Annotated in this window: 16 protein-coding genes and 2 pseudogenes; 8 read left to right on the top strand and 10 right to left on the bottom strand. The window is 59.6% G+C overall.

What is annotated here, in order from left to right; genetic code table 11:
* Positions 1 to 54 precede the first annotated feature (54 nt).
* A pseudogene (locus tag BRA471DRAFT_RS39535) lies at positions 55 to 621 on the top strand (SMP-30/gluconolactonase/LRE family protein); the annotation flags it as partial.
* A gap of 156 nt (positions 622 to 777) precedes the next feature.
* Here the strand turns inward: BRA471DRAFT_RS39535 and BRA471DRAFT_RS08100 are convergent.
* Positions 778 to 2,208, bottom strand: coding sequence for an aldehyde dehydrogenase family protein (locus tag BRA471DRAFT_RS08100; RefSeq protein WP_007606109.1), 1,431 nt, complete (start codon positions 2,206 to 2,208; stop codon positions 778 to 780).
* Positions 2,209 to 2,416: 208 nt separating this feature from the next.
* A complete protein-coding gene (locus BRA471DRAFT_RS08095; protein WP_007606108.1) occupies positions 2,417 to 3,379 on the bottom strand; it encodes a D-2-hydroxyacid dehydrogenase in 963 nt (320 codons plus the stop codon).
* An 88-nt stretch (positions 3,380 to 3,467) separates the two neighbouring features.
* Between BRA471DRAFT_RS08095 and BRA471DRAFT_RS38095 the strand changes: the two genes are divergently transcribed.
* On the top strand, positions 3,468 to 4,214 hold the full coding sequence (locus tag BRA471DRAFT_RS38095; RefSeq protein WP_157234014.1) for a hypothetical protein: 747 nt from the start codon (positions 3,468 to 3,470) through the stop codon (positions 4,212 to 4,214).
* A 171-nt stretch (positions 4,215 to 4,385) separates the two neighbouring features.
* Here BRA471DRAFT_RS38095 and BRA471DRAFT_RS08085 read toward each other — a convergent pair whose 3' ends face one another.
* The 8 genes from BRA471DRAFT_RS08085 to BRA471DRAFT_RS08050 all read right to left on the bottom strand — a co-directional run bounded on the left by BRA471DRAFT_RS08085 (position 4,386) and on the right by BRA471DRAFT_RS08050 (position 14,711).
* A complete protein-coding gene (locus BRA471DRAFT_RS08085; RefSeq protein WP_007606107.1) occupies positions 4,386 to 5,165 on the bottom strand; it encodes a class II aldolase/adducin family protein in 780 nt (259 codons plus the stop codon).
* 1,560 nt (positions 5,166 to 6,725) lie between these two features.
* On the bottom strand, positions 6,726 to 7,901 hold the full coding sequence (locus tag BRA471DRAFT_RS08080) for an alpha-hydroxy acid oxidase (protein WP_007606105.1): 1,176 nt from the start codon (positions 7,899 to 7,901) through the stop codon (positions 6,726 to 6,728).
* Positions 7,902 to 8,524: 623 nt separating this feature from the next.
* Complete coding sequence (locus BRA471DRAFT_RS08075; RefSeq protein ID WP_007606099.1) at positions 8,525 to 9,496, bottom strand: ABC transporter ATP-binding protein; 972 nt, start codon at positions 9,494 to 9,496, stop codon at positions 8,525 to 8,527.
* Between the two features lie 5 nt (positions 9,497 to 9,501).
* On the bottom strand, positions 9,502 to 10,482 hold the full coding sequence (locus tag BRA471DRAFT_RS08070) for an ABC transporter ATP-binding protein (protein WP_007606097.1): 981 nt from the start codon (positions 10,480 to 10,482) through the stop codon (positions 9,502 to 9,504).
* The gene (locus tag BRA471DRAFT_RS08065) at positions 10,479 to 11,366 is read right to left on the bottom strand and encodes an ABC transporter permease (protein WP_035973686.1); all 888 of its coding nucleotides are present in this window, start codon (positions 11,364 to 11,366) and stop codon (positions 10,479 to 10,481) included. The genes BRA471DRAFT_RS08070 and BRA471DRAFT_RS08065 overlap by 4 nt, the downstream gene beginning before the upstream one ends.
* 8 nt (positions 11,367 to 11,374) lie before the next feature.
* Positions 11,375 to 12,289 (bottom strand): ABC transporter permease, encoded by a 915-nt coding sequence (locus BRA471DRAFT_RS08060; RefSeq protein WP_007606092.1) that lies wholly within the window; start codon positions 12,287 to 12,289, stop codon positions 11,375 to 11,377.
* Positions 12,290 to 12,530: 241 nt separating this feature from the next.
* On the bottom strand, positions 12,531 to 13,925 hold the full coding sequence (locus BRA471DRAFT_RS08055) for an ABC transporter substrate-binding protein (protein WP_231171054.1): 1,395 nt from the start codon (positions 13,923 to 13,925) through the stop codon (positions 12,531 to 12,533).
* Between the two features lie 486 nt (positions 13,926 to 14,411).
* Positions 14,412 to 14,711, bottom strand: coding sequence for a helix-turn-helix domain-containing protein (locus BRA471DRAFT_RS08050; RefSeq protein WP_035973684.1), 300 nt, complete (start codon positions 14,709 to 14,711; stop codon positions 14,412 to 14,414).
* Positions 14,712 to 15,068: 357 nt separating this feature from the next.
* On the opposite strand from BRA471DRAFT_RS08050, the gene BRA471DRAFT_RS08045 reads away from it, so the two are divergent.
* The 6 genes and pseudogenes from BRA471DRAFT_RS08045 (at position 15,069) to BRA471DRAFT_RS36515 (ending at position 23,051) form a co-directional block, all read left to right on the top strand.
* Complete coding sequence (locus BRA471DRAFT_RS08045) at positions 15,069 to 16,352, top strand: IS256 family transposase (protein WP_007606084.1); 1,284 nt, start codon at positions 15,069 to 15,071, stop codon at positions 16,350 to 16,352.
* 804 nt (positions 16,353 to 17,156) lie between these two features.
* Positions 17,157 to 18,275 carry an amidohydrolase family protein gene (locus BRA471DRAFT_RS08040; protein WP_007606090.1) on the top strand — a complete coding sequence of 373 codons (1,119 nt, stop codon included), beginning with the start codon at positions 17,157 to 17,159 and terminating at the stop codon, positions 18,273 to 18,275.
* Complete coding sequence (locus tag BRA471DRAFT_RS08035; protein WP_007606088.1) at positions 18,272 to 19,390, top strand: amidohydrolase family protein; 1,119 nt, start codon at positions 18,272 to 18,274, stop codon at positions 19,388 to 19,390. The genes BRA471DRAFT_RS08040 and BRA471DRAFT_RS08035 overlap by 4 nt, the downstream gene beginning before the upstream one ends.
* Positions 19,350 to 19,796, top strand: a complete 447-nt coding sequence (locus BRA471DRAFT_RS08030) for a Rieske (2Fe-2S) protein (RefSeq protein WP_341850298.1) — start codon at positions 19,350 to 19,352, stop codon at positions 19,794 to 19,796. The genes BRA471DRAFT_RS08035 and BRA471DRAFT_RS08030 overlap by 41 nt, the downstream gene beginning before the upstream one ends.
* 333 nt (positions 19,797 to 20,129) lie before the next feature.
* The gene (locus tag BRA471DRAFT_RS08025) at positions 20,130 to 21,413 is read left to right on the top strand and encodes an IS256 family transposase (RefSeq protein ID WP_007606084.1); all 1,284 of its coding nucleotides are present in this window, start codon (positions 20,130 to 20,132) and stop codon (positions 21,411 to 21,413) included.
* A gap of 575 nt (positions 21,414 to 21,988) precedes the next feature.
* Positions 21,989 to 23,051: pseudogene (locus BRA471DRAFT_RS36515) on the top strand (IS630 family transposase).
* The last annotated feature ends 86 nt before the right edge of the window (positions 23,052 to 23,137 follow it).

Raw genomic sequence — 23,137 nt, 5'->3', positions numbered from 1 at the left:
ATTGGCGTGAGCCCGTTTTATCGGATTGTATTCACTCCTTCTGATGAACTCGTTGACGACAAGCGCCTGAACTCGCCGAACGACACCGTCGTGAAGTCCGACGGCTCGATTTGGTTCGCTGATCCCACCTTCGGCCCGCTCGGCAATTACGAACGCTACAAGGCCGAATCCGAGATTGATCCAAACGTGCAACGGCCCGATCCCGTGACCGGCAAGGCCACGATCGCCACCGAGGGCGGGCCGGGGCCGGACGGGCTCTGCTTCTCGCCGGACGAGAAGATCCTATGCGTCGCGGGATCCGGTGGCGTGCCGAACCGGAAGATCCTTGCGTATGGCGTGTCGCCGGCTGGCACGACGATTTCCAACAAGCGTGTGTTCATCGATGCCGGCCCGAGCACGCCGGACGGCATGTGTTGCGACGTCGATGGCAATCTCTGGTGCGGCTGGGGCATGGGTGATCCCGAGCTCGACGGCGTGGTCGGTTCGCGCCCGACGGCGTCATGATCGGCCGCATCGCGCTGCCCCAACCTCTGCTTCGGCGGACCGACGCGCAACCGTCTGTTCATGGCAGCGATCCAGTCGATCGATGCGCTCTATGTGAACGCCCAAGGCGCGCTAGGCGTTAGAGCGTTTTCAAGCGAAGTGGCCACCGGCTCGCGGGAAGATAACACGTCAGATCGAGAAGTCGCGATCCCGGTCAAGGGAAGTCCAGTCTCCAAACCTGACGCCGGAGCGGTGATCCGCCCGGCGCCAAAATCTTGTCAGTCGCGGATCGGCTTACGCCGCGTTGTGACCCGCGACGGCCTTGGCCTCGAGATACTCTTCCAGACCGTAGCGGCCCCACTCGCGGCCGTTGCCGGACTGCTTGTAGCCACCAAACGGCGCGGAGCTCTCGTTCGGCACGCCCTGCAGGTTGACGTTGCCGGCGCGGATCTGGCGGCCGACGCGGCGCGCGCTTTCCACGGTGTCGGCCGAGACGTAACCGGCGAGACCATAGGGCGTGTCGTTGGCGATCCTGACGGCGTCGGCTTCGTCCTTGGCGCCGATGATTGTCAGCACTGGTCCAAAGATTTCCTCCTTCGCGATCGTCATCTCGTTGGTGACGTCGGCGAAGATGGTCGGACGGACGTAGAAGCCCTTGTTGACGCCTTCGGGCAGGCCCGGACCGCCGGCGACGAGCGTTGCGCCCTCGTCGATGCCCTTCTTGATCAGAGCCTGGATCTTGTCCCACTGGCCGCGGTTGACCACGGGTCCGATCGTGGTGCCTTCGGCGCGCGGATCGCCCGCCTTGGTCTTGTCGGCGACCGCCTTCGCGATCGCGGCGACTTCCTTCATCTTCGAGGCCGGCACGATCATGCGCGAGGGCGCGTTGCAGGACTGGCCGGAGTTGTTGAACATGTGCATCACGCCGCCGGTCACCGCCTTCTGCAGGTCGGCGCCCTCGAGGATGACGTTCGGCGACTTGCCGCCGAGCTCCTGGCTGACGCGCTTCACGGTCGGCGCTGCGCGCTTGGCCACGTCGATGCCGGCTCGGGTCGAGCCCGTGAAGGAGATCATGTCGATATCGGGGTGCTCGCTCATGGCGGCGCCGACCTCGGGGCCGAGCCCGTTGACGAGGTTGAACACGCCCTTCGGCACGCCGGCTTCATGGAGGATTTCCGCAAAGATCAAGGCCGAGGTCGGGGTGAACTCCGATGGCTTCAGGATCATGGTGCAGCCAGCGGCGAGTGCGGGCGCGACCTTGCAGGCGATCTGGTTGAGCGGCCAGTTCCAGGGCGTGATCATGCCGACCACGCCGACCGGCTCGCGCAGCACCATGGCGGTGCCGACCGGTTCCTCGAAATGATAGTTCTTGAGCACGTCGAGCGTGGTCATGAGGTGGCCAAGACCGGCGCCGGCCTGCAGCTTCTCCGCCATTGGCAGCGGCGCACCCATTTCGTCGGAGACGGCGGCGCCGATCTCCTTGAGACGGCCCTTGTAGATCTCGATGACCTTGGTGAGCAGCGCAACGCGCTCGTCACGGCTGGTCTGGGAGAATGTCACGAACGCGCGCTTGGCGGCGGCGACGGCCTCATCCACGTCGGCCTTGGAGCCCAGCGCAAGCTCGTACATCGCCGCTTCCGTCGCCGGATTGACTACGGCGGTGGATTTCTTGACGGCGGGATTGACCCAGGCGCCGTCGATGTAGAATTGCATGCGATTGATCATAGTAAGCCTCTTCTTGAGTGAGCATTGGAGGGGCGCCTTTCGACCACGCCTAGGCTTCGCGGCCAAGCGGGCCGCGGTTCGGCATGCAGCATCGCGTTCGGCGTGGTCACATCAGGTTGCCTTTTGCCACGGAACACGATCGCGCCTGAAGGCTTAAGCGCCGCATGTCGCTGTGGCTGGCCGACCGCCCGAACCTGGAGCGCCGCAGTCAATAACCACGTCCCAGATCCACGACATTGGTCAAGGACTGTCCCCTGAGAAAACGTTCGATGTTATCGGCGAAGATGGAAAATACCCGCTCCGGATAGTTTGTCGCACTTCCTGAAACGTGCGGTGTCGCAATTACGTTCGGCATGTCCCACAACGGGCTTTCCTGAGGCAGCGGTTCCCGCTGGAACACGTCGAGCAACGCACCGGCGATCGTGCCCGCCTTCAGCGCCTGGATCAGTTCGGCCTCCACGACAACTTGGCCGCGGGCGATGTTGATCAAAAAAGCATTGCGGCGCATTCGCGCGATCTCAGCCGCACCGATGAGAGCCGCGGTGGTTGCCGTCGCCGGTACGGCCAGCACCACGAAATCGCAAAGCGGCAACATTTCGTCAAGGGCGCCCGAGGCAAACAGCCGGTCAACACCATCGACAGGCACTGAGGCATCCCGCTTCGAGCCGACCACAGTCATTCCCGCACTCTTCGCGCGTCGGCCGATCGTCGCCCCGATCGAGCCCAGACCCACGACGCCGAGCGTCTTCTCGGCCAATGGCGCGACAAAGCGCGGGCTCCATCTCCGCTCCGCCTGATCGCGCAGGAGTTTACGGAAATCCCAATGCAGCATGGTTACGCCGGCCATTACATAATCAGCGATGATATCACCATGAATGCCGCGCGCATTTGTTATGGTGATTTCCCCTATCGTTTCGCGAAACGGCATGATCGAATCGACGCCGGCGAAAGGGCATTGGATCCAACGCAGTTTTTTCGCGTGTTCAAATAGGTCGACGGGTAACGAAGATGCGAGGAGGGCATCCGCCTCGTTTATGCAGCGCGCGAGCTGATCAGGGCTTGGCGCGATGATCGTGCGAACCTGAGGGAAGCGATCCGCAACAAGCCGTGCATACAATTCAGCGTCAGGGTGGCACAGAACAATGGTAATGTCTGGTCTTTCAGCGGGCATGCTCATCTCCAAAGTAATAAGACTAGCTAAACCGAAGCTCTTCGAGATTGGTAGCAACGCAGCCGATTTGCCTACTTGTTAAGCGGTAATGATGAGCAAGTCGCTGCGCGTCCCAGGCATGCAGCAACAAACGATGTTCGACTGCCGCGTTTGCGAGATCCATATTCGTGACACTGTAGCGAACAACGTACGCGATTATCTCCCCAGTAGCCGGTCGACTAGAGTTTATTCGCTCATCCGCGCCCGTAACATCGAGAAGCCCGTTCTCAACGGCAAAATCGGGCGTGGCGGAGCCCTGCAGGCGCCCATCAACAAGATCAGAAGCAGCTGTGTCGAACAGTTTGGAGAGACCAATAAAGTTGCTGCGGGTCAATATTCAGCAAATAAACTCGCCGAGGGTTTCGCTGGTGCTTGCCAACTATGTCATCCTCGGCGGGTTGATCAGACAGGCGCGTGCCAACTCGGCGCTCGCCCTGCGGATCGAGAGAAGATCAACGACATGGTCGCGACCGCGCTTACTGATACTACTCTTGTCGAAACTAGGCGCCATCCGGATCGGGATCGGCAATTTCGGCCCGAAGGCGCGCACCGCGAGGTTGGGATCATCCGGCCGCTGCACGATCTGCGGCAACAGTTTCATGGCGTGAATTGTCATGCTATGGGCCTCTTCGCGATCGAACAAGCGCAAGATCGGCAACCAGCGAGGGCGACGTCATCATGGGTTTCGCCGGTACCGCAATTCCGACATGGCGACCAGGTGACGGTGCGCGTCGGCAACGAGGTGATGTCCAACGAGTTGAAAGCGCCGCACCGCCACATGCTGGAACTCGCCTGACTCAATCCGGCCTATGCCGACCGCAGGATGGAAGCATTGAGGCGCAGAGGCCCGCGCATCGTGTGAGCGAGCCAACAGCAGTCGGAACGTGGGTGGACGAAGCGCAGTGCCCACCACGTTTTGCGTTGCTCGGCATGGTAGCCGCCTGTCTTTCCACCCAACAATGCGCGGTTACGTCGCGTAATCGGGCTCTTTCCGGTCGAGTATCCGCTTCTGGGCATCGAAGTGCCGCTCGGCTGGGGACGGACTCGCTCGCACGACGCCAACACTGCGCGTCGTTTCGTCGATCACCTGTTGCGGGAGATGCTTCAGCGGCTGGTGGGTCCACATAGCGTAGAGCTGCACCTGTGCGGCACGCTCGATATAATAAAGCTTGTCGTAAGCCTCTGCGATTGTCTCGCCGACAGTCGTGATGCCATGATTGGCCATGAACAGCACTTTCTTCTCCCCAAGCACTTTGGCGAGCCGCACGCCCTCAGCTGGATCGCTCGCAGGCCCTGGGAAGGAATCATCATATGCGATTACCCCCGCCATCATGGTTTCGCCCTGACCGATTTGCTTAATGCGCGGATCTTCGAGGCGGGTAAGGGCACTGGCGAACGGCATATGGGTATGAAAGATCGCCTTCGATTTCGGCGCGGCTTTATGGATCGGCGCATGGATGCAATAGCAGGAGCGCTCGACCACGCCTTCTCCGCGCTTCACTTGGCCATCCTCGATGCCTACTTCCATGAATGAAGAAGCAGTTACTTCGGACCAATGCATCCCGAATGGAATCTGATAGTAGCGGTCGCTGCGGCCGGGCACCACATAAGTCAGATGATTGTAAATGCCCTCTGAGAAGCCCTGAAGGAAAGCTATTCGATGCGCAGCCGCTAGATCGACCCGCGCCTGCCACTCCTCGGCGCTGCAGCTCTCCCGCAGCGATTTCGGCGAAACCTTGAAGTCCATGCGCTTCCTCCTGTTTGTGCCGGCCCCTCGGAGACCGAGCAAATCAAGCTCCGGAGTCAATTTTAATCAGCACAAGCAAGCGAAAGGTTTCGAGTTTCCCCCGACAGCGCAGTTGAACTGCAAATAAATGCGATTATCGCAGGATTTGCGAACCGTTCCGTCACCCACGACTGGCTCCAGCGATTGCGACAGCGCGGAGCAATATCGAACTTAGATACACGCGCGAGCCTGAGGCGACCCAATAGAGAGAATGTAACCCTACCGGCGGTTATCCATTGGCAAGGCCTCCAAACACCTCAGGCCACGCCGCAGGTCCGGGTGCCGTCGACGCCTACATTACATCTCCAAGATAGACCATCGATCTCTTCGTCAGCAGGCGCAAACAGGAGACTGGCGACCGATGCGTAGCGCCGCTACCCCGCGTTCCGCCATACCAGACAACTGTGGAGATTGATTCGACAAATTTGGGGACCGTCCATTCGATGCTTACCTCGTGCTCTTTCGGTAGACATCGCACACCTCACCATCGCAACATCCTCGCTTGCTCCCCGCATGTGACCCACAACATGCGCAAATTGCCGGATGCGAAGGGGCTGTCCCAATATCCATGGATGGATGTTCATTATCATCAGGCGCGCGTTGCTTGTGCCGTCTTCACATATGCGGCAAGCAATCGCACTGTCCTAGACGACTCTCCGCACTCCGAGCCTTTCCATCCCAGAACGGTCTGGCCGACAGTCTCGGCAGGGCGTTTGATAGTGGACTGGTGAACGCGCGTTCCACCTCCTCGAACATGGCTCATCGATGAACATTTCACTGGAGAGGCCATGCCCGACGAATTCCGCTTCACCCGCCAAGCATTGGTCCACCAGCGGTCTGCCCGCCTGGCCACATCTAGGTCCATTGCAATCGTCGGTCGGACACCATTCCTACGAAGGACATCGAGTACTCTAAACCCGCCGACACGATTCCCATATTCATACGCGGACGTACTGTGGACGTCAGGAATCCGCGGGTACGGTGTGGCTTCAGCCGCGAAACTTGGAGGGACAACTACATCCGGACGTGGGTACCAATTGAAATGCTCGAAGTGCAGCATGAAGCAGACCGCTACCCCCTGGCCATTCGAGGCGAGGCCTGCTGGGATGGGCGACCAATCATAGTAGCCGTTGTCCATGCGAGCCACGGGCGATAGCTTGTCCGAGTTGCTCCTTCGGCGTCCTCTGGGATCAAACATCTAGCTCCCGTCTTCGGAGGGTGACGGGGACCGCTCCCGCGGTTGCCTTGAACGCGCAGCATCAAATCAGGCTGCTCAGATCCTCGAGCTCGTAGTCAGCGGGGGGTTTACGATGCCGAATTGCAGCGATAGGATCGGGGTGCTGGGCAAGGTCTGGCTCACAACGAGGCCTCCTGACGCGTGACTATTGTTTGCTGTCGTCGCTCACCACCAAACTAGTACGCGCCCTTCGCCTATTCTTCTCTGCCAGTTTTCGGCCGACGAGCCAATTATTAGGAATAGCGGCCGCTGAGGCCGGAATATAGGTCGATCGCCTAGATTCCTCAGCGCCCGTTGCGGCGCGAATCCTCCTCTTGTTTCCACATCAGAAAATGCGGGCCGAGATCGGCGATCTTGGTGGCTCCGATTTGAGCCATGCTGATGTCGATCTCGCGATGGAAGATCGCCAACGCCTTGGCTGCACCGGCTACTCCACTGGCAGTCACGCCGTAAAGAGTCGGCCGGCCTTGGAAGACGAACTTGGCACCCATGCAAATGGCGATCAGCGCGTCAACGCCACGGCGGATACCACCGTCGAGCATTACAGTCACTTTGTCGCCCACCGCGTCGCAGATCGCGGGCAGCACCTCCAGGGGGGACGGCGCCTTGTCGAACTGCCGCGCCCCGTGGTTGGAAACGATGATGCCGTCCAGGCCAAGCGAGCGCGCGCGGACTGCATCATCGGGGTGCATGATTCCTTTGAGCACGAAATTACCCTTCCACAGGTCTCGATAGCGCTCGACATGCTCCCAGGTCATCGGCGACTTTAACTGGTAGGCCACGAAATCGGCGACTTTTTCAGCGCTGGCCGTGGGTCCGGCGTACTTGACCCAGTTGTCAAAATAAGGACTGCCGTGCTGCAGCCAATGCATCATCCAAGTCGGATGGCGTAGCGCTTCGAACTTGATCTTCCATGTCGGCTTTGGCGGCCAGCCCCAGCCGTTCCTAATATTGCGCTCGCGGTTGGAGCCTTCCGGCGCATCGACAGTGAAGACCAGAGTCTTGAGCCTGGCGTCACTCGCCCGCTTGATGATGTCCTCAGAGATCGACGGGTCCTTGGCCGAGTAGAGCTGGTACCAGCCGTGGTCGGGTGCCAACCTGCCGAGATCCTCGATCGAGCCCGTGCTGGCGCCCGACATGACGAACGGCACGTTAGCTTCGCGCGCCGCCTCAGCCAGCATTATGTCAGCACCATGACGAAACATGCCTGCCAGGCCGGTCGGGGCGATGCCGATCGGACTAGAATAACTTCGGCCGAAGAGCATCGCAGACTGGTCGCGTACACTGACATCGATCAGGCGCCGCGGCACGATGCGCGCATGGCGAAAGGCCTGTTCGTTGGTGTCCAGCCCGACCTCGTCATCGGTACCGCCCTCGATGAAATCGTAAGCGGCCCTGGGGAGCCGCTTCTTCGCTAGCTTGCGCAGGTCGTCGATATTCACAACCCCTTTCATCGTCATTCTGCTTCCCCTTGAGAGACCATCGAGCCCATTTCTCATCCTCCGCGAAGTCGATATCTACTCGGCAGCAGGTCGCCCAGCAAAATGAATCCGGACCTGCCGCAAACAAGTTGTGCCTGTCCTAGAACCTGAGTGTAGAGAACTTTGCATATCGATCCGTGCACCGAGTAGCGTGCCGGCGCTTAAATACCGCGCTCGAAAGGTTATTTCCGATGGATTTCAACGGACTCTTTCTTGCAAAGGTCGATGAGGCGCGTAGAGCAGCGCTCGAGCGCAAAGCCGCCACGGGGCAGGCACGAACCTTGCGGAACAAGGTATCTCAATGCATGACGCACATAGAGCAGACGCAGGATTCGTCGATTTAATGGTGAAGGTGCAGCGGAGGCGCCTTCTGCTGGCAGATCTTGCTCAACCTAACGAGCAGGCCCACCCGTATCATATGACCGCGCGGAAGCGAAGCGAGGTAGTTCGATCGGGTCTCGACCTACCTGCTGAAGTTGCGCCGTGCGCTGCGAGCGGACATCCGCAGTAATGGGCCGCAATACGGTAGGGAGCTGAACGATTCATCAGCACGGAAAGCGCGCTGCTCATTGGAGCAGTTTCTCAATTGTTTTCTGTTCTCTTCATATTTGAGCCGGCGGCGGACCGCTGAGCAGATGGCATGCCGCCTCGCGGCCGTCGGCCAGTTTTATGAGCGGCGGGTTGTCGGTCTTGCACACCGCCATTGCGTGCGGGCAGCGCAGACGGAATTTGCAGCCGCTCGGCGGCTCCAGCGCGCTGCCGGTATCATCGAAACCCTCCGCCGCCTTCGGCACATAGTCCGGATCCGGGCGCGGCACCGCGTTCAACAGCGCCTGCGTGTAGGGATGCTTTGGCGCCGCGAAGATCTGCTCGCTCTCACCCGTCTCCACCACGCTGCCGAGATAGATCACCGCCACGCGGGTCGAGAGATGCTCGACCAGCGCCAGGTCGTGCGCGATCAGGAGGTATGTCAGGCCGAACTTTTCCTGGATGTCCATCAGCAGATTCAACACCTGCGCGCGGATCGACACGTCGAGGGCGGAGATCGGCTCATCGAGGATGATGATGCGCGGATTGAGCGCAAGCGCTCGTGCAATCGCGATGCGCTGGCGCTGTCCGCCGGAGAATTCATGCGGATAGAGATCGGCCGCCCTCGGCGGCAGGCCGACAATCTCCAGGAGCTCGGCGACGCGCGCGTTGAGCCTCGCGCGATCGCGCTTGTAGTGCGCAAGTATCGGCTCAGTGATGATCCGACGCACCGTAAGGCGCGGGTTGAGGGAGGCGTAAGGATCCTGAAACACCGCCTGCACCTGCCGTCGGTAATCCTTGATCTCCTTGCGCGACATCTCCTCGAGACTCTTGCCGTCGAAGGTCACGGCGCCGGAGGTCGGCGTTTCGAGTTTCAGCACGAGCTTGGCGATGGTGGTCTTGCCGCAGCCGGATTCTCCGACCAGCGCGATTGTCTGGCCCTCAGGAATATCGAGATTCACGCGCTCTACCGCACGCACTGTCGCCTTGCCGCGATCGCTGCGGACCGTGAAATGCTTGGAGAGGTCGCGAAGTTCGAGGCCCATGATCGTTACTGCTTCGCTGCGAGCCAGCAATTGACGACATGACGGTCGCCGAGGTCGGTCGCCGGCGGATAATCATCGCATACCGACATGCGTTTCGGGCAGCGCGGCGCGAAGCGGCATCCCTTAGGCAGATCCGTCAGGCTCGGCGGCTGGCCAGGGATGGCGGCAAGACGCCTGCGCTTCTGTCCAAGGTGCGGGATCGCCTCCAGCAGGGCTTGGGTATAGGGATGCTGCGGATTGCGGTAGATGTCGCGCACCTTGCCGGTTTCGATGATGCGGCCTGCATACATCACCGCGATACGATGGCAGAGACCGGCGACGATCGAAAGATCATGCGTGACCAGGATGATGCCAACCTTCGTGTCCTGTTGGATACTGCGCAGCAGGTTCATGATCTGGACCTGAATGGTGACGTCGAGCGCAGTGGTCGGCTCGTCGGCGATCAATAGACGTGGCGAGCAGGCGATCGCCATGGCGGTTACGACACGCTGGCGCATGCCGCCGGAAAACTGGTGCGGATAGTTCTTCAGCCGCCGCTCCGGTGAGGGAATGCGCACGCGACGCAAGCCTTGCGCGGCGGCAGCCATCGCCTCGCGAACGGTCCTGACCAGTTTGTGGTACAGGAACGGCCCGGAGACCTGGTCGCCAACGGGGTAGACCGGATTGAGCGAGGTCATTGGGTCTTGTGAGATCATCGCAACCTTCGGTCCGCGCACCCGGCTGGCCATGTCCTCTTCGCTGAGCTGCAGCAGGTCTTCGCCGTCGAGCTTCACACTGCCGTCCAGCCTGCCGTCACTGTGGATCGGCAGGAGGCGCAGGATCGATAGGCATGTCATTGTCTTGCCCGAGCCGGACTCGCCAACGATGCCTAGTGTCTCGCCTTCGTGCACTTCAAATGAAACGCCATCCACCGCCTTCACCACGCCGCGGCGTAGATGCAGGTGCATTTGCAGGTTCTCGACTTGCAGAAGGGGCGCCGCGGTCACAGTTGTCTCCGTTTCGGGTCGAGCAGGTCACGCAACCAGTCGCCGATCAGATTCGATGAGAGACAGGTGAGCATGATGGCGATTCCAGGTATGGTGATGCCCCACCACGCGTAAGTAATGTACTGCCGCGCGTCAGCGAGCATCAGTCCCCATGATGTGTCGGGCGGCTGAATGCCAACGCCCAGAAAAGAGAGCGAGGCCTCGAAGATGATCACTTGCCCGACCTGCAGCGTCATCAGCACCACGAGCGTGTTGAAGATGTTCGGCACGAGGTGCCGTAAGAAGATGGTCACCGGGCCGCAGCCGGCGACTTTGGCAAAGGCCACATAATCGCGCTCGCGCAGCGACAGGATCTCGCTACGGATAATGCGCGCGTACCAGCTCCAGTAGGTTAACACGATGACGATGATGACGGTGGAGAGCCCGGGATCCATTGTTGCGGTGAAAATCAACGCTAGCGCCAGGGTCGGAATGGCCATCATGATCTCGGTAATGCGGACGATGATCATATCGACGATGCCGCCGAAATAGCCGGCCATGATGCCAAGCATCGTGCCGATCGCACCGGAGAATCCGATCGCATACAGAACCACGATTGCGGATACCCGCGCGCCAGCAATGATGCGCGAGAAGATGTCGCGGCCGAGATTGTCGGTGCCAAGCAGATAGTCGTAACTACCGCCCGCTTGCCAGAACGGCGGCCGGAACGCCGCGCCGAGGTCCAGTCCGTTCGGGTCATGCGGTGCGATGCTTTCGCCGCCCATGGCTGCGACAATGATCAGCAACAAGATCAAAATCGGGATCCATGGCGTGCCCTTCAGGCGGAAACGGACCAAAAACGGTAGCTGCGGAGCGTCCGCCACGGTGACAGGTGTCGGTGCCAAGATTATAGTCACAGGCGGATTCTTGGATCAATAATGCTGTAGGACAGGTCGATAAGAAAATTGGACAGCACGAAAAGGATCGACGTAATGAGAACGCCGGCCTGCACCACTGGATAGTCGCGCGCAAATACCGCTTCGACGACCGTTCGTCCAAGTCCGGGCCAGGCGAACACCGTCTCGACCACGAACGAGCCGCTCAGCATATAGGCGAAGTAGACGCCCATGATGGTAACGAGCGGCAGCAGCGCGTTGCGGAAGGCATACTTCCAGATCAGTAGACGCTCCGGCGTGCCGACGGCACGCCCCATGCGAATGTAGTCGCTATCGAGCACCTCGAGCATGCCGGAACGGATGACGCGGGTCTGCGCTGCGACCGGATACCAGCCAAGCGCGATCGCCGGGAGGATCACGTGCTGGAAGCCGTCAGCACCGAAGGCGGGAAGCCACTGCAGGTTGACCGCGAACACCAGGATAAGGAGGAGCCCAACCCAGAACGACGGCACTGCCTGGCCCAGCATTGCAATGATCCGTGCGATTTGGTCGATCCACGAACCACGACGGACTGCCGACAGCACGCCGAGCGGAATCGCGAGCGCAAGGCTGAAGGCAAACGCCGCCATGGCCAGGTAGATTGTTGCCGGCAGCCGTTCGAACACGAGCTCTATCGCCGGCATCTGCCAGCGATAGGACCGGCCAAAATCGCCCTGGACCGCCTTCCACAGGAAGATCAGGTATTGATCCCACATCGGCCGATCGAGACCAAGCTCGTGCCTCATTACCTGCACCGCCGATTGCGGCGCGTCCATCGGCAGCAGCAGCGACAGGGGATCGCCGGACAGCCGCGACATGATGAAGATGATCAAACTGGCGCCGAGGATGCTGATCAGCGCATTGAGCAGTCCTTTGGCGAAGACGATTCTCATCGGCCGGCACTCCGGTTAGTGACAAACCTGTTGGCAGACACCGCCGCACGAGAAGCGGAGCCGCGACGCATCGCAGGCTTCCCCACCTGGGCGGCACCCGAGCGCCTGCCAGGGACATCTGCTGCCGTCATACTCATCACGTTTTTCACAATCATGTCCGAGGATCCACCCCACAAAGCGAAACGAGATGCGTACCGAACGCCGAACAGCATCCGGTACGCGCAGGTCGCAGGACCGTTAGCTACTTTTTGAAACTGACTTCCTGGAAAGCACGCCACTGTCCGGGCCATGGCCAGCCCCGGAACGCGATGTTGTCCCGCCAGGCGAACGTGACGATCGGGCGATAGGTGGTCACGCCGCCGAGGACGTTGTCGTGCTTGTAGCGGGCGATCTGCTTGATCAATTCCACCCGCTTCTCCGGGATCATGGTATTCTTCAAGTCCTCGATCATCGCGTCCGCTTTGGGATCGCTGGTATGGGAAAAGACGCCGAAGCCCTTGCCCGGGACGAAGCTGTGCACCATGCCGGTCCATGGCTCAGCCGGATCACCCGGCAGGCCGTGGCCCCACATAAACGGCAAGAGGCCGTCCATCTCGGGCGGGGCATGGCCGCGGCGGGCCAGAGCGACCCAGGCCGAATACTCAAGTCCTTGCACCTTGCAGCGAATGCCGACCGCGCCGAGATAGGCAAACACCGCCTCGCCCATTTCCTTTACGTTCGGCTCGCGCGGCGTGAGCAGGTTGTAGCACGGTGTCTCGAAGCCATTCGGATAACCCGCTTCGGCCAGCAGCTGCTTCGCCTTCTTCAGCTCGTAGGGATATGGTTTCAGGTCCGGATCGTAGCCGGTCTCGCCCTTGCCGACCTCAACATAGCGCTGGCCCTGCCCAAACAGTACGTTTTTGATGATGGCATCGACATCCACCGCGTGCGCCACCGCCTGCCGCACCTTCAGCTTGCTGAAAGGCGAATCCGGCTTGTCGGCCGCCATATCGATGTAGAGGTTGTTGTTCGCTACGGGCGAGAAGGTCGTCACGCCCGGCATCTTCTTGAACTCGCCGACCGCCGACAGCGGCACCGTGTCGATCCAGTCAACGGCGCCGGACTTGAACGCCGCAACGCGCGTAAGGTCTTCCGGAATGACCTTCAGGACCAGGTTCTTGACCTTCGGCCGGGCATCCTTGTTCCAGTAATCCTCGAACGCCTCGAGCTCCAGATCTTCCTTAATCGAGCGAGAGACGAACTTCCACGGGCCGGTGCCCACCGGTGCCTTGGCAAAGCCTTCCTCACCCACCTTCTCGAAATACTTCTTCGGAATCGCCCACAGCTGCAGCGCGTTGGGGATGTAGTTGCCGTCCGGCGCCTTGAAATGCAGCTTGAAGTGATGATCGTCAATGATTTCGAAGCCTTCGACATTCGCCTGCGTGTAGGAAAAGCGCGAGATCTTTGGATCCCTGAGCCGCTCATAGCAGAATTCGAAGTCAGCCGAGGTCAATGGATCGCCATTGTGGAACTTCACCCCGTTACGAAGATGCACGTCGATGATCGGCTTGTCTGGCGTCCCCTCGATGGACCAGGATTCGGCCAGCCAGTTGACCATCTTCAAATCCGGATCGAAGCGGACCAACTGCTCGTACATCTGTCCGATGAAGTACCGATCGGCGCCGCCGATAGATTTTGTGGGGATCTAGCGTCGTGACTTCCGTCGCAAGCGCTGCGACAACCGTATCCCTGGTTTGTGCCGAGACTGTTGCATTGAACGCGAGCAGGTCAAACAACGCGGCTGCAAGAACACGCGCGATGATCCCACTTCTTTGCGTCATGCTTTTCCTCCCCGATATGTCATACAATCGTAAAGGGCTGCTCAAGAATAAACGCGCTGAAAATCGACTCAGAATTAGGGAAATTCTGCAAGAATCAGGTCCTCTTGAGGGTTAAACGCCGCGCCACGGTCGCCAGCTTGAATCCGAAGGCGGCACCATTCGCAATCGACACGGCGCGTTCGGCGCTGCGACGCCCGCCCCGCTCTCGAAGAAGATCGCAACAACGTCGACCGGCTGGCGACGCCAGATGATTAGCGAGCCGAATGGCTGCCCGAGGCCGCGGCCGAAGGCTCGACAGCGCCTCACAGGCCGTCACCGGACGCCAAGCTGACGGGTGACTGGACCGTGGCCGGTGATACCTCGACCTCGGCCGCGATTTGCTTGCCGGTGTGGCGCTGCCGGCGCAACGTCTCGACGGCGGTGCAAGTGGCCGGCGGGATTTGGCTGGACGATGAATGAGGTCGCGACGAGCGGTCGCGCAAACGGTCCAGGCCTTCCCCGCGGAACCGCTTCACCCACTTCGCGATCGGCTTCGGCGTCGTATTGAACTGGTAGGCCGCGTCGGCCTTGCTCAGCCCGCCATCGACGACGCTTTGCACCATCGCCTCTCGACCTTGGGCGTCATAGGCGCATTCTTGTTGACGTTCATCTGGTCTCTCCCTGGAACACTGAAGCTTCGCAACCTCAGCTTCCTCAGTTCAGACCAGATGGGCAACCTCCTGAGAGACCACAGCTGGTGCGAGTCTGTTCGAGCGCACTGCGCGAAGCCTTGAACGTTTACAGCTTAGGAACTGCAGTTCATTATTGCGCAATGGTCAATACAAAAGGATCCAGCCGCACTCCTCGCTCCGAGATCGACCGGAGCTATCGCTGAAAGTTGGTGACGGCGGGAATCGGAAAGGCGGCATATCGTGGGGGTGCTTGACGCCTCCACTTCTCCACCGAAGGAGCGATATGCCGTGTCCAACGATAACGTCATCCAGCTGATTCAGCCAGGAATCTTCGACGATCAACTCACAGAAGTGTTGCGCAACGGGGCACGTGCCCTTCTCGCCAAGGCGATCGAGGCCGAAGTCGCGGACTTTCTCGGCCAGCATGCCGATTTGAAGACCGCGGACGGCCACCAGCGCGTCGTGCGCCACGGTCACCTGCCGGAACGCGAGGTGATGACCGGCATCGGTCCGGTCGCCGTCCGCCAGCCACGTGTACGCGATCGCGAGGCGGACGCCACCGACCCCGACCGCATCCGGTTCTCTCCGTCGATCCTGCCGCCCTACATGCGCCGCTCGAAATCGATCGAGACGCTGCTGCCGATCCTTTACCTGAAGGGTATCTCGACCGGCGACTTCTCGGAGGCGCTGGCTGCGCTGCTCGGCAAGGATGCTGCCGGGTTGTCGGCTTCCGCCATCGGTCGCCTGAAGGACGGTTGGCTCGATGAACACACCGCGTGGCAGAAGCGCGATCTGTCGGCAAAGCGCTACGTCTACATCTGGGCCGACGGCATCCATCTCGAAGCCCGCCTCGAGGACGAAAAGCAGTGCATCCTGGTGCTGATCGGTGCGACGCCGGAAGGCCGCAAGGAACTGGTCGGCTTCACCGATGGTTCCCGCGAGAGCGCGCACGACTGGCGCGAGCTGCTGCTTGATCTGAAGCGGCGCGGGCTCGCCGTGCCTCCGCGGCTCGTCATCGCCGATGGAGCGCTCGGCTTCTGGAAAGCTGCCGGCGAGGTCTGGCCGAAAACGCGCGAGCAGCGCTGCTGGGTGCACAAGACCGCGAACGTGCTCGCCAAGTTGCCGAAGAGCCAGCAGCCGAAAGCCAAGCGCGCGTTGCAGGAGATCTGGATGGCTGAAACGAAGGTCGCCGCCGAGCTGGCGTTCGACGCCTTCATCGAGAGCTACGCGCTGAAATACGAAAAGGCGGCCGACTGCCTGAACAAGGATCGGTACACGCTGCTGGCTTTCTACGACTTCCCGGCCGAGCACTGGAAACACTTGCGGACGACCAACCCCATCGAAAGCACCTTCGCCACCGTGCGCCACCGCACCATCCGATCGAAGGGCTGCCTATCCAACAAGACCGCGCTCGCGATGGTCTTTAAACTGGTCGAGGGCGCGCAGAGAAGCTGGCGCCGCCTCGACGGTCATAACCAGTTGTCAAAACTCGTTCTCGGTGTGACATTCAACGACGGGATCGAGGTCATCGCCAAGTCGACCGACCGCCAGCCCACAACCGCCGCCGCCTGACCGGCTCAGGCCGTCACCAAAATTTGGCGATAGCTCATCGACCGCCGGCCAACAACCAGATCTGGCTCACTAACTCTGCTGCAGTAGTCCCAATCCGGTGGGTCCAAGGTCAGCAGCCTCCCCAACTGGAGAGTTTTTCTGCGCGAATTGCAATGGTATCGTACAGGTACGGTAGTCAGTCACTCGGCAAGGAGCAACACTGCTGACACTGGCCAAGCCGCAACCTAAGCTTGGCTGCCGATATCGGGAAACGAAGGCCGGGTCGTTGATACGGCGTTCGTCGGAGATGGACAACATTGAACTTCTCAGCGGAGGTGGAAAAACGACCTTTCGCTGGTCACGCAATCTACGGCATGCCCGGAGATTTACAATCGACGGGGAACTAGGAAGTTCATTCGCCCAGACGCAGGAAAGTTGGCTAGACCGGCGTGCAGCACGAATTCAATCATAGTCCATGACAAACCAGAGTTCTCAGACCGCGTCAGCCTTAGAGAGGCTCAGAGCGCACATGGTGTTGGAGGGGGCGCGCAGTTGATGAAGACCTAGATCTTCATCGAGCCCGCCTACTTCCGCCCCTGCAGGCCCTTACCAATGCTCCGGGAACAAACATAAACCCGGCGCCGACGGATGGCGCGCCGAAGAAAGGGCGCATGCTTGAGGAAGCTTGTGCTAATCGTATTCGCTTTAACCTGTACATTGTGTCTAGGAGCAGCTTCGACGAAGCTCGCGCAGGTGAGAGCCGTCAGCATCTGTGTGTGGTCTTCTGGGGCGGCAGGTGATGCAACGTCTTACGGAGTTGTTATTATGCGATCTGATGGCCTTCCTTGCACCGCTGCTACGTCTAGCGTTGGCATGCCGGACATAGGTTGCATTGACTGCGACATTCACCCGGCAGTCCCGAATTTGAATTCCCTGCTCCCGTACATGGATGAGCATTGGCGAAGGCAAGTCGCCGAACGGGGACTTGAGCTTCAGGATTTTAATAGCTCAAGTTTCCCTCCGAACATCCCAGCTCTCTGCCGCTCTGACTGGCGTCGCTCAGGAGGGCTGCCAGGTTCACAGCCTGAGGAATTGATTACAAACGGAGTTGTGCCTTTCGGAACGCGGGCGGCGATACTGAATCCGCTATACGGCGTCCAGGCCATTGCAGATGAAGGAATGGCAGTCGCATTTGCGAGAGCCCTCAACGCGTGGATCGCGGAGGAGTGGTTGCCCTGCGATAACCGACTTTATGCGTCCATTGTGGTTACTCCGCAGGATCCCGGCGGGGCCGCCGAGGAAATCGAAAGATGGGCTCCAAATGAGCGTTTCGTTCAAGTGCTGATGCTCGCCTCGACTGAGCTGGCGCTTGGGCAAAAATTCTACTGGCCCATTTATGAGGCGGCGGCAAAGCACGGCCTGCCGATCGCGCTACACGCTGGGAGCAACTACAAACAAGCTCCTTCTTCTCTCGGATGGCAATCGTTTTTTCTCGCGGAATACGTTGATCATACCAGTATATTCCAGTCTCAGATATTAAGTATCATTACTCACGGGGTTTGTTCCAAATTTCCTGAGCTAAAGTTCGTGTGTTCTGAATCTGGCTTTCTCTGGCTGCCGGCTTTCATGTGGCGTGCGTTGAAATCTTGGCGGGGTATGCGGTGCGAGACTCCCTGGGTTGATAGATCCCCCGCTGACATTGTTCGCGACTGTTTTCGGTTCACGCTCCAGCCGATCGATGCTCCCCTCGAAGCTGCTATCTTTGATCGAGTCCTCGAGCAGCTTCGATCTGATGAGATGATCCTTTTTTCTACCGACTATCCGCATCATCATTTCGATGCCAACAGCGCGTTACCGGGAGGTATCTCGAATGAGTTAGCTAACAAAATCTGCGTCGACAATCCTTTGAAGACCTATCCTCGTTTGCGGAGACTTCAACAATGAACAAGCCGATCGAGCGGGCCGCTCTCCAAGGCGCTGCGAAGATCAAGCAGCGGCGAGTCGACTGTGACATCCATCCGGCGCTGCGCTCATACAGTGATTTGCATCCTTACCTAAGTCAGCGGTGGAAGCTGCATCTGGAAAATTATGGAATTCGCTTTCGGGTGCCTTTCGTCGGCGCGTCGAGGTTCCCGCAGGTAAACCCCGCCATTTCTCGGCGCGATGCCTGGCCCCCGGAAGGTGGACCGCCGGGATCGTCGCTATCCTTCATGCAAGAGCAATATCTCGACCCCTGCGGCATCGACTACGGCATTCTGTTCGTTTTGTCTCCGGACGGAATGATGGAAAGGAGTCTGGAGTTCGGAACGGCGCTGTGTAGCGCCGTCAATCAATGGCAGTATAGTGAGTGGACGCAAGAAGATCGGCGACTGAAGGGGAGTCTGCTCGTCAACGGCGAAGATGTAGAAGGCGCGATTGCGGAGATTGAGAGGTGGGCCGGTAAGACGGACTTCGTTCAGATCTCTATGACGTGCCGTGGGGTCGAGCCACTGGGCCGTAAACGCTATTGGCCAATCTATGAAGCGGCAGTTCGACATGGTCTGCCGTTGGGATTACATCTAAGTGGCGACAGCGGTTCTCCTGGCGGAGCCGGTTGGCCATCGTTCTATCAGGAGAGCCACCATCGGTTTAGCTTTGTTCATCGTGAGCTTCTTACGAGCTTTGTCTTCGAGGGAGCTTTCGAGCGCTTTCCGAAGCTGAAGGTGGTGCTCGTTGAGGGGGGATTTGCCTGGATTAATGCTTGGTGCTGGCGCGCAGATCGTCAGTGGCTTCGCATGCGTGATGAAGTACCGCATCTGAAGCGGCGTCCGTCCGAATACGTAAGGCAAGCGGTATATGTGACAACGCAGCCCATGGATGAGCCTGAGAGACCAAATGATCTGCGTGACGTGATGTCTTGGTTTGGTTGGGATCGGTTTCTGTTCGCATCTGATTATCCCCACTGGGACTGGGACGACCCCAATCAGGCGTTCAAATGTTCTCTCTCGGACTCGGAGCGCCGGATGATCTACTCCGCAAATGCGCAGGAGCTGTACCGGCTGGAGTTCGCCAATGACTAAGCATATCATCGGATCGGTGGGCGATATCCCCAATGGCGGGCGCCTCACAGTAACTGTCAGGGGCCGTCCAATCGTAGTCTTCAATCGAGACGGGCAATACTTCGCCTTGCTTGACCGATGCCCACACTCCGGGGCCAAATTGAGTCTGGGCCTACTTACAGGCATTCTTCAGTCCAACGCGCCGGGGTGCTTTCGATATTCGCGAGAGGGAGAAATCATCAAATGTCCCTGGCACGGCTGGGAGTTCGACATTCGCTCCGGACAGTCGTACTGCAGCCCACAATCTGTTAAGACGAGGTCGTATGATGTGAAGGTACAATCCGGCGCCGAGCTTGAGAACGGGCCGTATGTGGCAGACGCTTTCAGCGTCTCGGTGGAAAGTCAGTACATCGTTTTAGAAATGTAAACCAGTGCATTGCCAATTGGCAGAGGCAGAGCCTTAGCAATACTCTCTGATCAACATCTGTTTCCTCGTTTCCACCACGTAGTTTCCGCCCACGTCGCTGACGGAATCCCATGGGCAGGAAAGATTCAGCGCCAGAAATTGCGAAATGCGCCCGAATAAAGAGTGGCCCTGGAAGAATGCTTAGGTTGTGACAATGCGGCTTTGGCCTTGAGGCCATCGTAATCGGTATCCTTAGGAGCTATCGCTGAAAGTTGGTGACGGCGGGAATCGGAAAGGCGGCATATCGTGGGGGTGCTTGACGCCTCCACTTCTCCACCGAAGGAGCGATATGCCGTGTCCAACGATAACGTCATCCAGCTGATTCAGCCAGGAATCTTCGACGATCAACTCACAGAAGTGTTGCGCAACGGGGCACGTGCCCTTCTCGCCAAGGCGATCGAGGCCGAAGTCGCGGACTTTCTCGGCCAGCATGCCGATTTGAAGACCGCGGACGGCCACCAGCGCGTCGTGCGCCACGGTCACCTGCCGGAACGCGAGGTGATGACCGGCATCGGTCCGGTCGCCGTCCGCCAGCCACGTGTACGCGATCGCGAGGCGGACGCCACCGACCCCGACCGCATCCGGTTCTCTCCGTCGATCCTGCCGCCCTACATGCGCCGCTCGAAATCGATCGAGACGCTGCTGCCGATCCTTTACCTGAAGGGTATCTCGACCGGCGACTTCTCGGAGGCGCTGGCTGCGCTGCTCGGCAAGGATGCTGCCGGGTTGTCGGCTTCCGCCATCGGTCGCCTGAAGGACGGTTGGCTCGATGAACACACCGCGTGGCAGAAGCGCGATCTGTCGGCAAAGCGCTACGTCTACATCTGGGCCGACGGCATCCATCTCGAAGCCCGCCTCGAGGACGAAAAGCAGTGCATCCTGGTGCTGATCGGTGCGACGCCGGAAGGCCGCAAGGAACTGGTCGGCTTCACCGATGGTTCCCGCGAGAGCGCGCACGACTGGCGCGAGCTGCTGCTTGATCTGAAGCGGCGCGGGCTCGCCGTGCCTCCGCGGCTCGTCATCGCCGATGGAGCGCTCGGCTTCTGGAAAGCTGCCGGCGAGGTCTGGCCGAAAACGCGCGAGCAGCGCTGCTGGGTGCACAAGACCGCGAACGTGCTCGCCAAGTTGCCGAAGAGCCAGCAGCCGAAAGCCAAGCGCGCGTTGCAGGAGATCTGGATGGCTGAAACGAAGGTCGCCGCCGAGCTGGCGTTCGACGCCTTCATCGAGAGCTACGCGCTGAAATACGAAAAGGCGGCCGACTGCCTGAACAAGGATCGGTACACGCTGCTGGCTTTCTACGACTTCCCGGCCGAGCACTGGAAACACTTGCGGACGACCAACCCCATCGAAAGCACCTTCGCCACCGTGCGCCACCGCACCATCCGATCGAAGGGCTGCCTATCCAACAAGACCGCGCTCGCGATGGTCTTTAAACTGGTCGAGGGCGCGCAGAGAAGCTGGCGCCGCCTCGACGGTCATAACCAGTTGTCAAAACTCGTTCTCGGTGTGACATTCAACGACGGGATCGAGGTCATCGCCAAGTCGACCGACCGCCAGCCCACAACCGCCGCCGCCTGACCGGCTCAGGCCGTCACCAAAATTTGGCGATAGCTCTATCCTTAGCTACCCTAGGTATGTCCGGCCGAGACACTGAGCACGTTCTTGGGAAATGCTGACCGGTAAGGTTCATGGATCGCACCCGTTTTGACCGGGCAGGCAGCGTAGCTGGATAATGCATAGGCATACGCCTATGACTACGGGTATGCCGTCCGACCAGAATGCTTCTCCCCTCCACCGCGGGTCTAAGTGATCAACTCGGCGAGCGCCGACATCGGTGGCCGACTGCCGAGAAGATCCGACTGGTCGAGGAGATAATGCATCCGCCGCGCGGCACTCAGCCTTAGATTGTGCTCCACCCTAGTCCATGGCCACGCTCGAACGGCATCGCAGAAGCCTTCGTCAAACCTTCAAACGAGATTATGCGAGGGGTCCCGCTGGGCTCCGCGACAATGAATTGCTCGGCGTCGGATATCGGCAGCACGGAGGTGCTGTGGCGCATCCGAACCAAGGGGCAGAAAGAGAAGTGACCGAAGCCGCTGCTCAATGGCTAGTACCCACTTTTCTTGGAACGTGAGTCGTGATTCAAGGTCGGGATGATACCCGAAGCAAGAGAAGTCCACCTTTCGAGGAAAGATCGCAAGGTGCTTGAGGCGTGCTGCCGCTCACCGGTGACGTTGCAGCGCGATTTGAAGCGGGCACAGATAGTTCTGTTGGCGGCGGATGGGCGCAGCACCCGGTCGATCGCCAAGGAAGTTGGGGTCCAGCCGCGGATTGTCAGCCTTTGGCGGCATCGCTATGCCGACCATGGCCTTGAAGGGCTGCAAGACAAGCCGCGGCCTGGCAAGCAGCCGATCTATACGAAGACGACCGACAAGCGGATTCTGAAGCTGCTGGATAAGCCGCCACCACAAGGGTTTGCGCGCTGGACCGGCCCTCTGCTGGCCGAGGCGTTGGGCGATGTTGACGTCCAATATGTCTGGCGGTTCCTGCGCAGCCACAAGATTGACCTGGTGGCTCGCAGGTCCTGGTGCGAGAGCAACGACCCGAACTTTACGGCCAAAGCCGCCGATGTTGTCGGCCTCTATGTCGCGCCGCCGGCGAAGGCCATTGTGCTGTGCGTAGACGAGAAGCTCTCGATCCAGGCTTTGGAGCGAGCGCGGGGTTATCTGAAGTCGCCAATGGCCGCGCCTTGACCGGCCAAAGCCACGATTACAAGCGGCATGGCACCACAACATTGTTTGCGGCGCTCGAAGTCGCCACCGGAAAGATCATCGCGACCCCTTCAAAACGGCGGCGCCGCGTCGAGTTTCTTGATTTCATGAACAGCCTCACCGCGGCTTTTCCGGGCCGAAAGCTTCACGTCATCCTCGACAAGCTCAGCAACCACAAGAAGAATGAGACTGGCTCAAAGCCCATCCCAATGTGCAATTCCACTTCACGCCGACAAGTGCGTCCTGGCTCAACCAGGTCGAGGTATGGTTCTCAATCTTGCAGGGGCAGTCGCTCAGCGGCACCTCCTTCACAAGCCTCAAGCAGCTTCAGGAGCACATCGATGCCTACGTCAACGCTTACAACGACAAAGCCAAGCCATTCGTCTGGACCAAGAAAAAGGTCCATCAACGCCATTTCAAAGGCCGCCGTATCACTCAGCTCTGATTCCGGGTACTAGCTAGATCCGCAAGGCCTACGCCATCACTGAACTGAACATCGCCTCCTCGGCTGCCCAGAGCATCGCCACTATC

This window comes from Bradyrhizobium sp. WSM471 (genome assembly GCF_000244915.1).
Lineage (GTDB): Bacteria > Pseudomonadota > Alphaproteobacteria > Rhizobiales > Xanthobacteraceae > Bradyrhizobium.
Note: the sequence above shows the minus strand (reverse complement) of the source record. Positions and strands in the feature narration are given on the sequence as shown.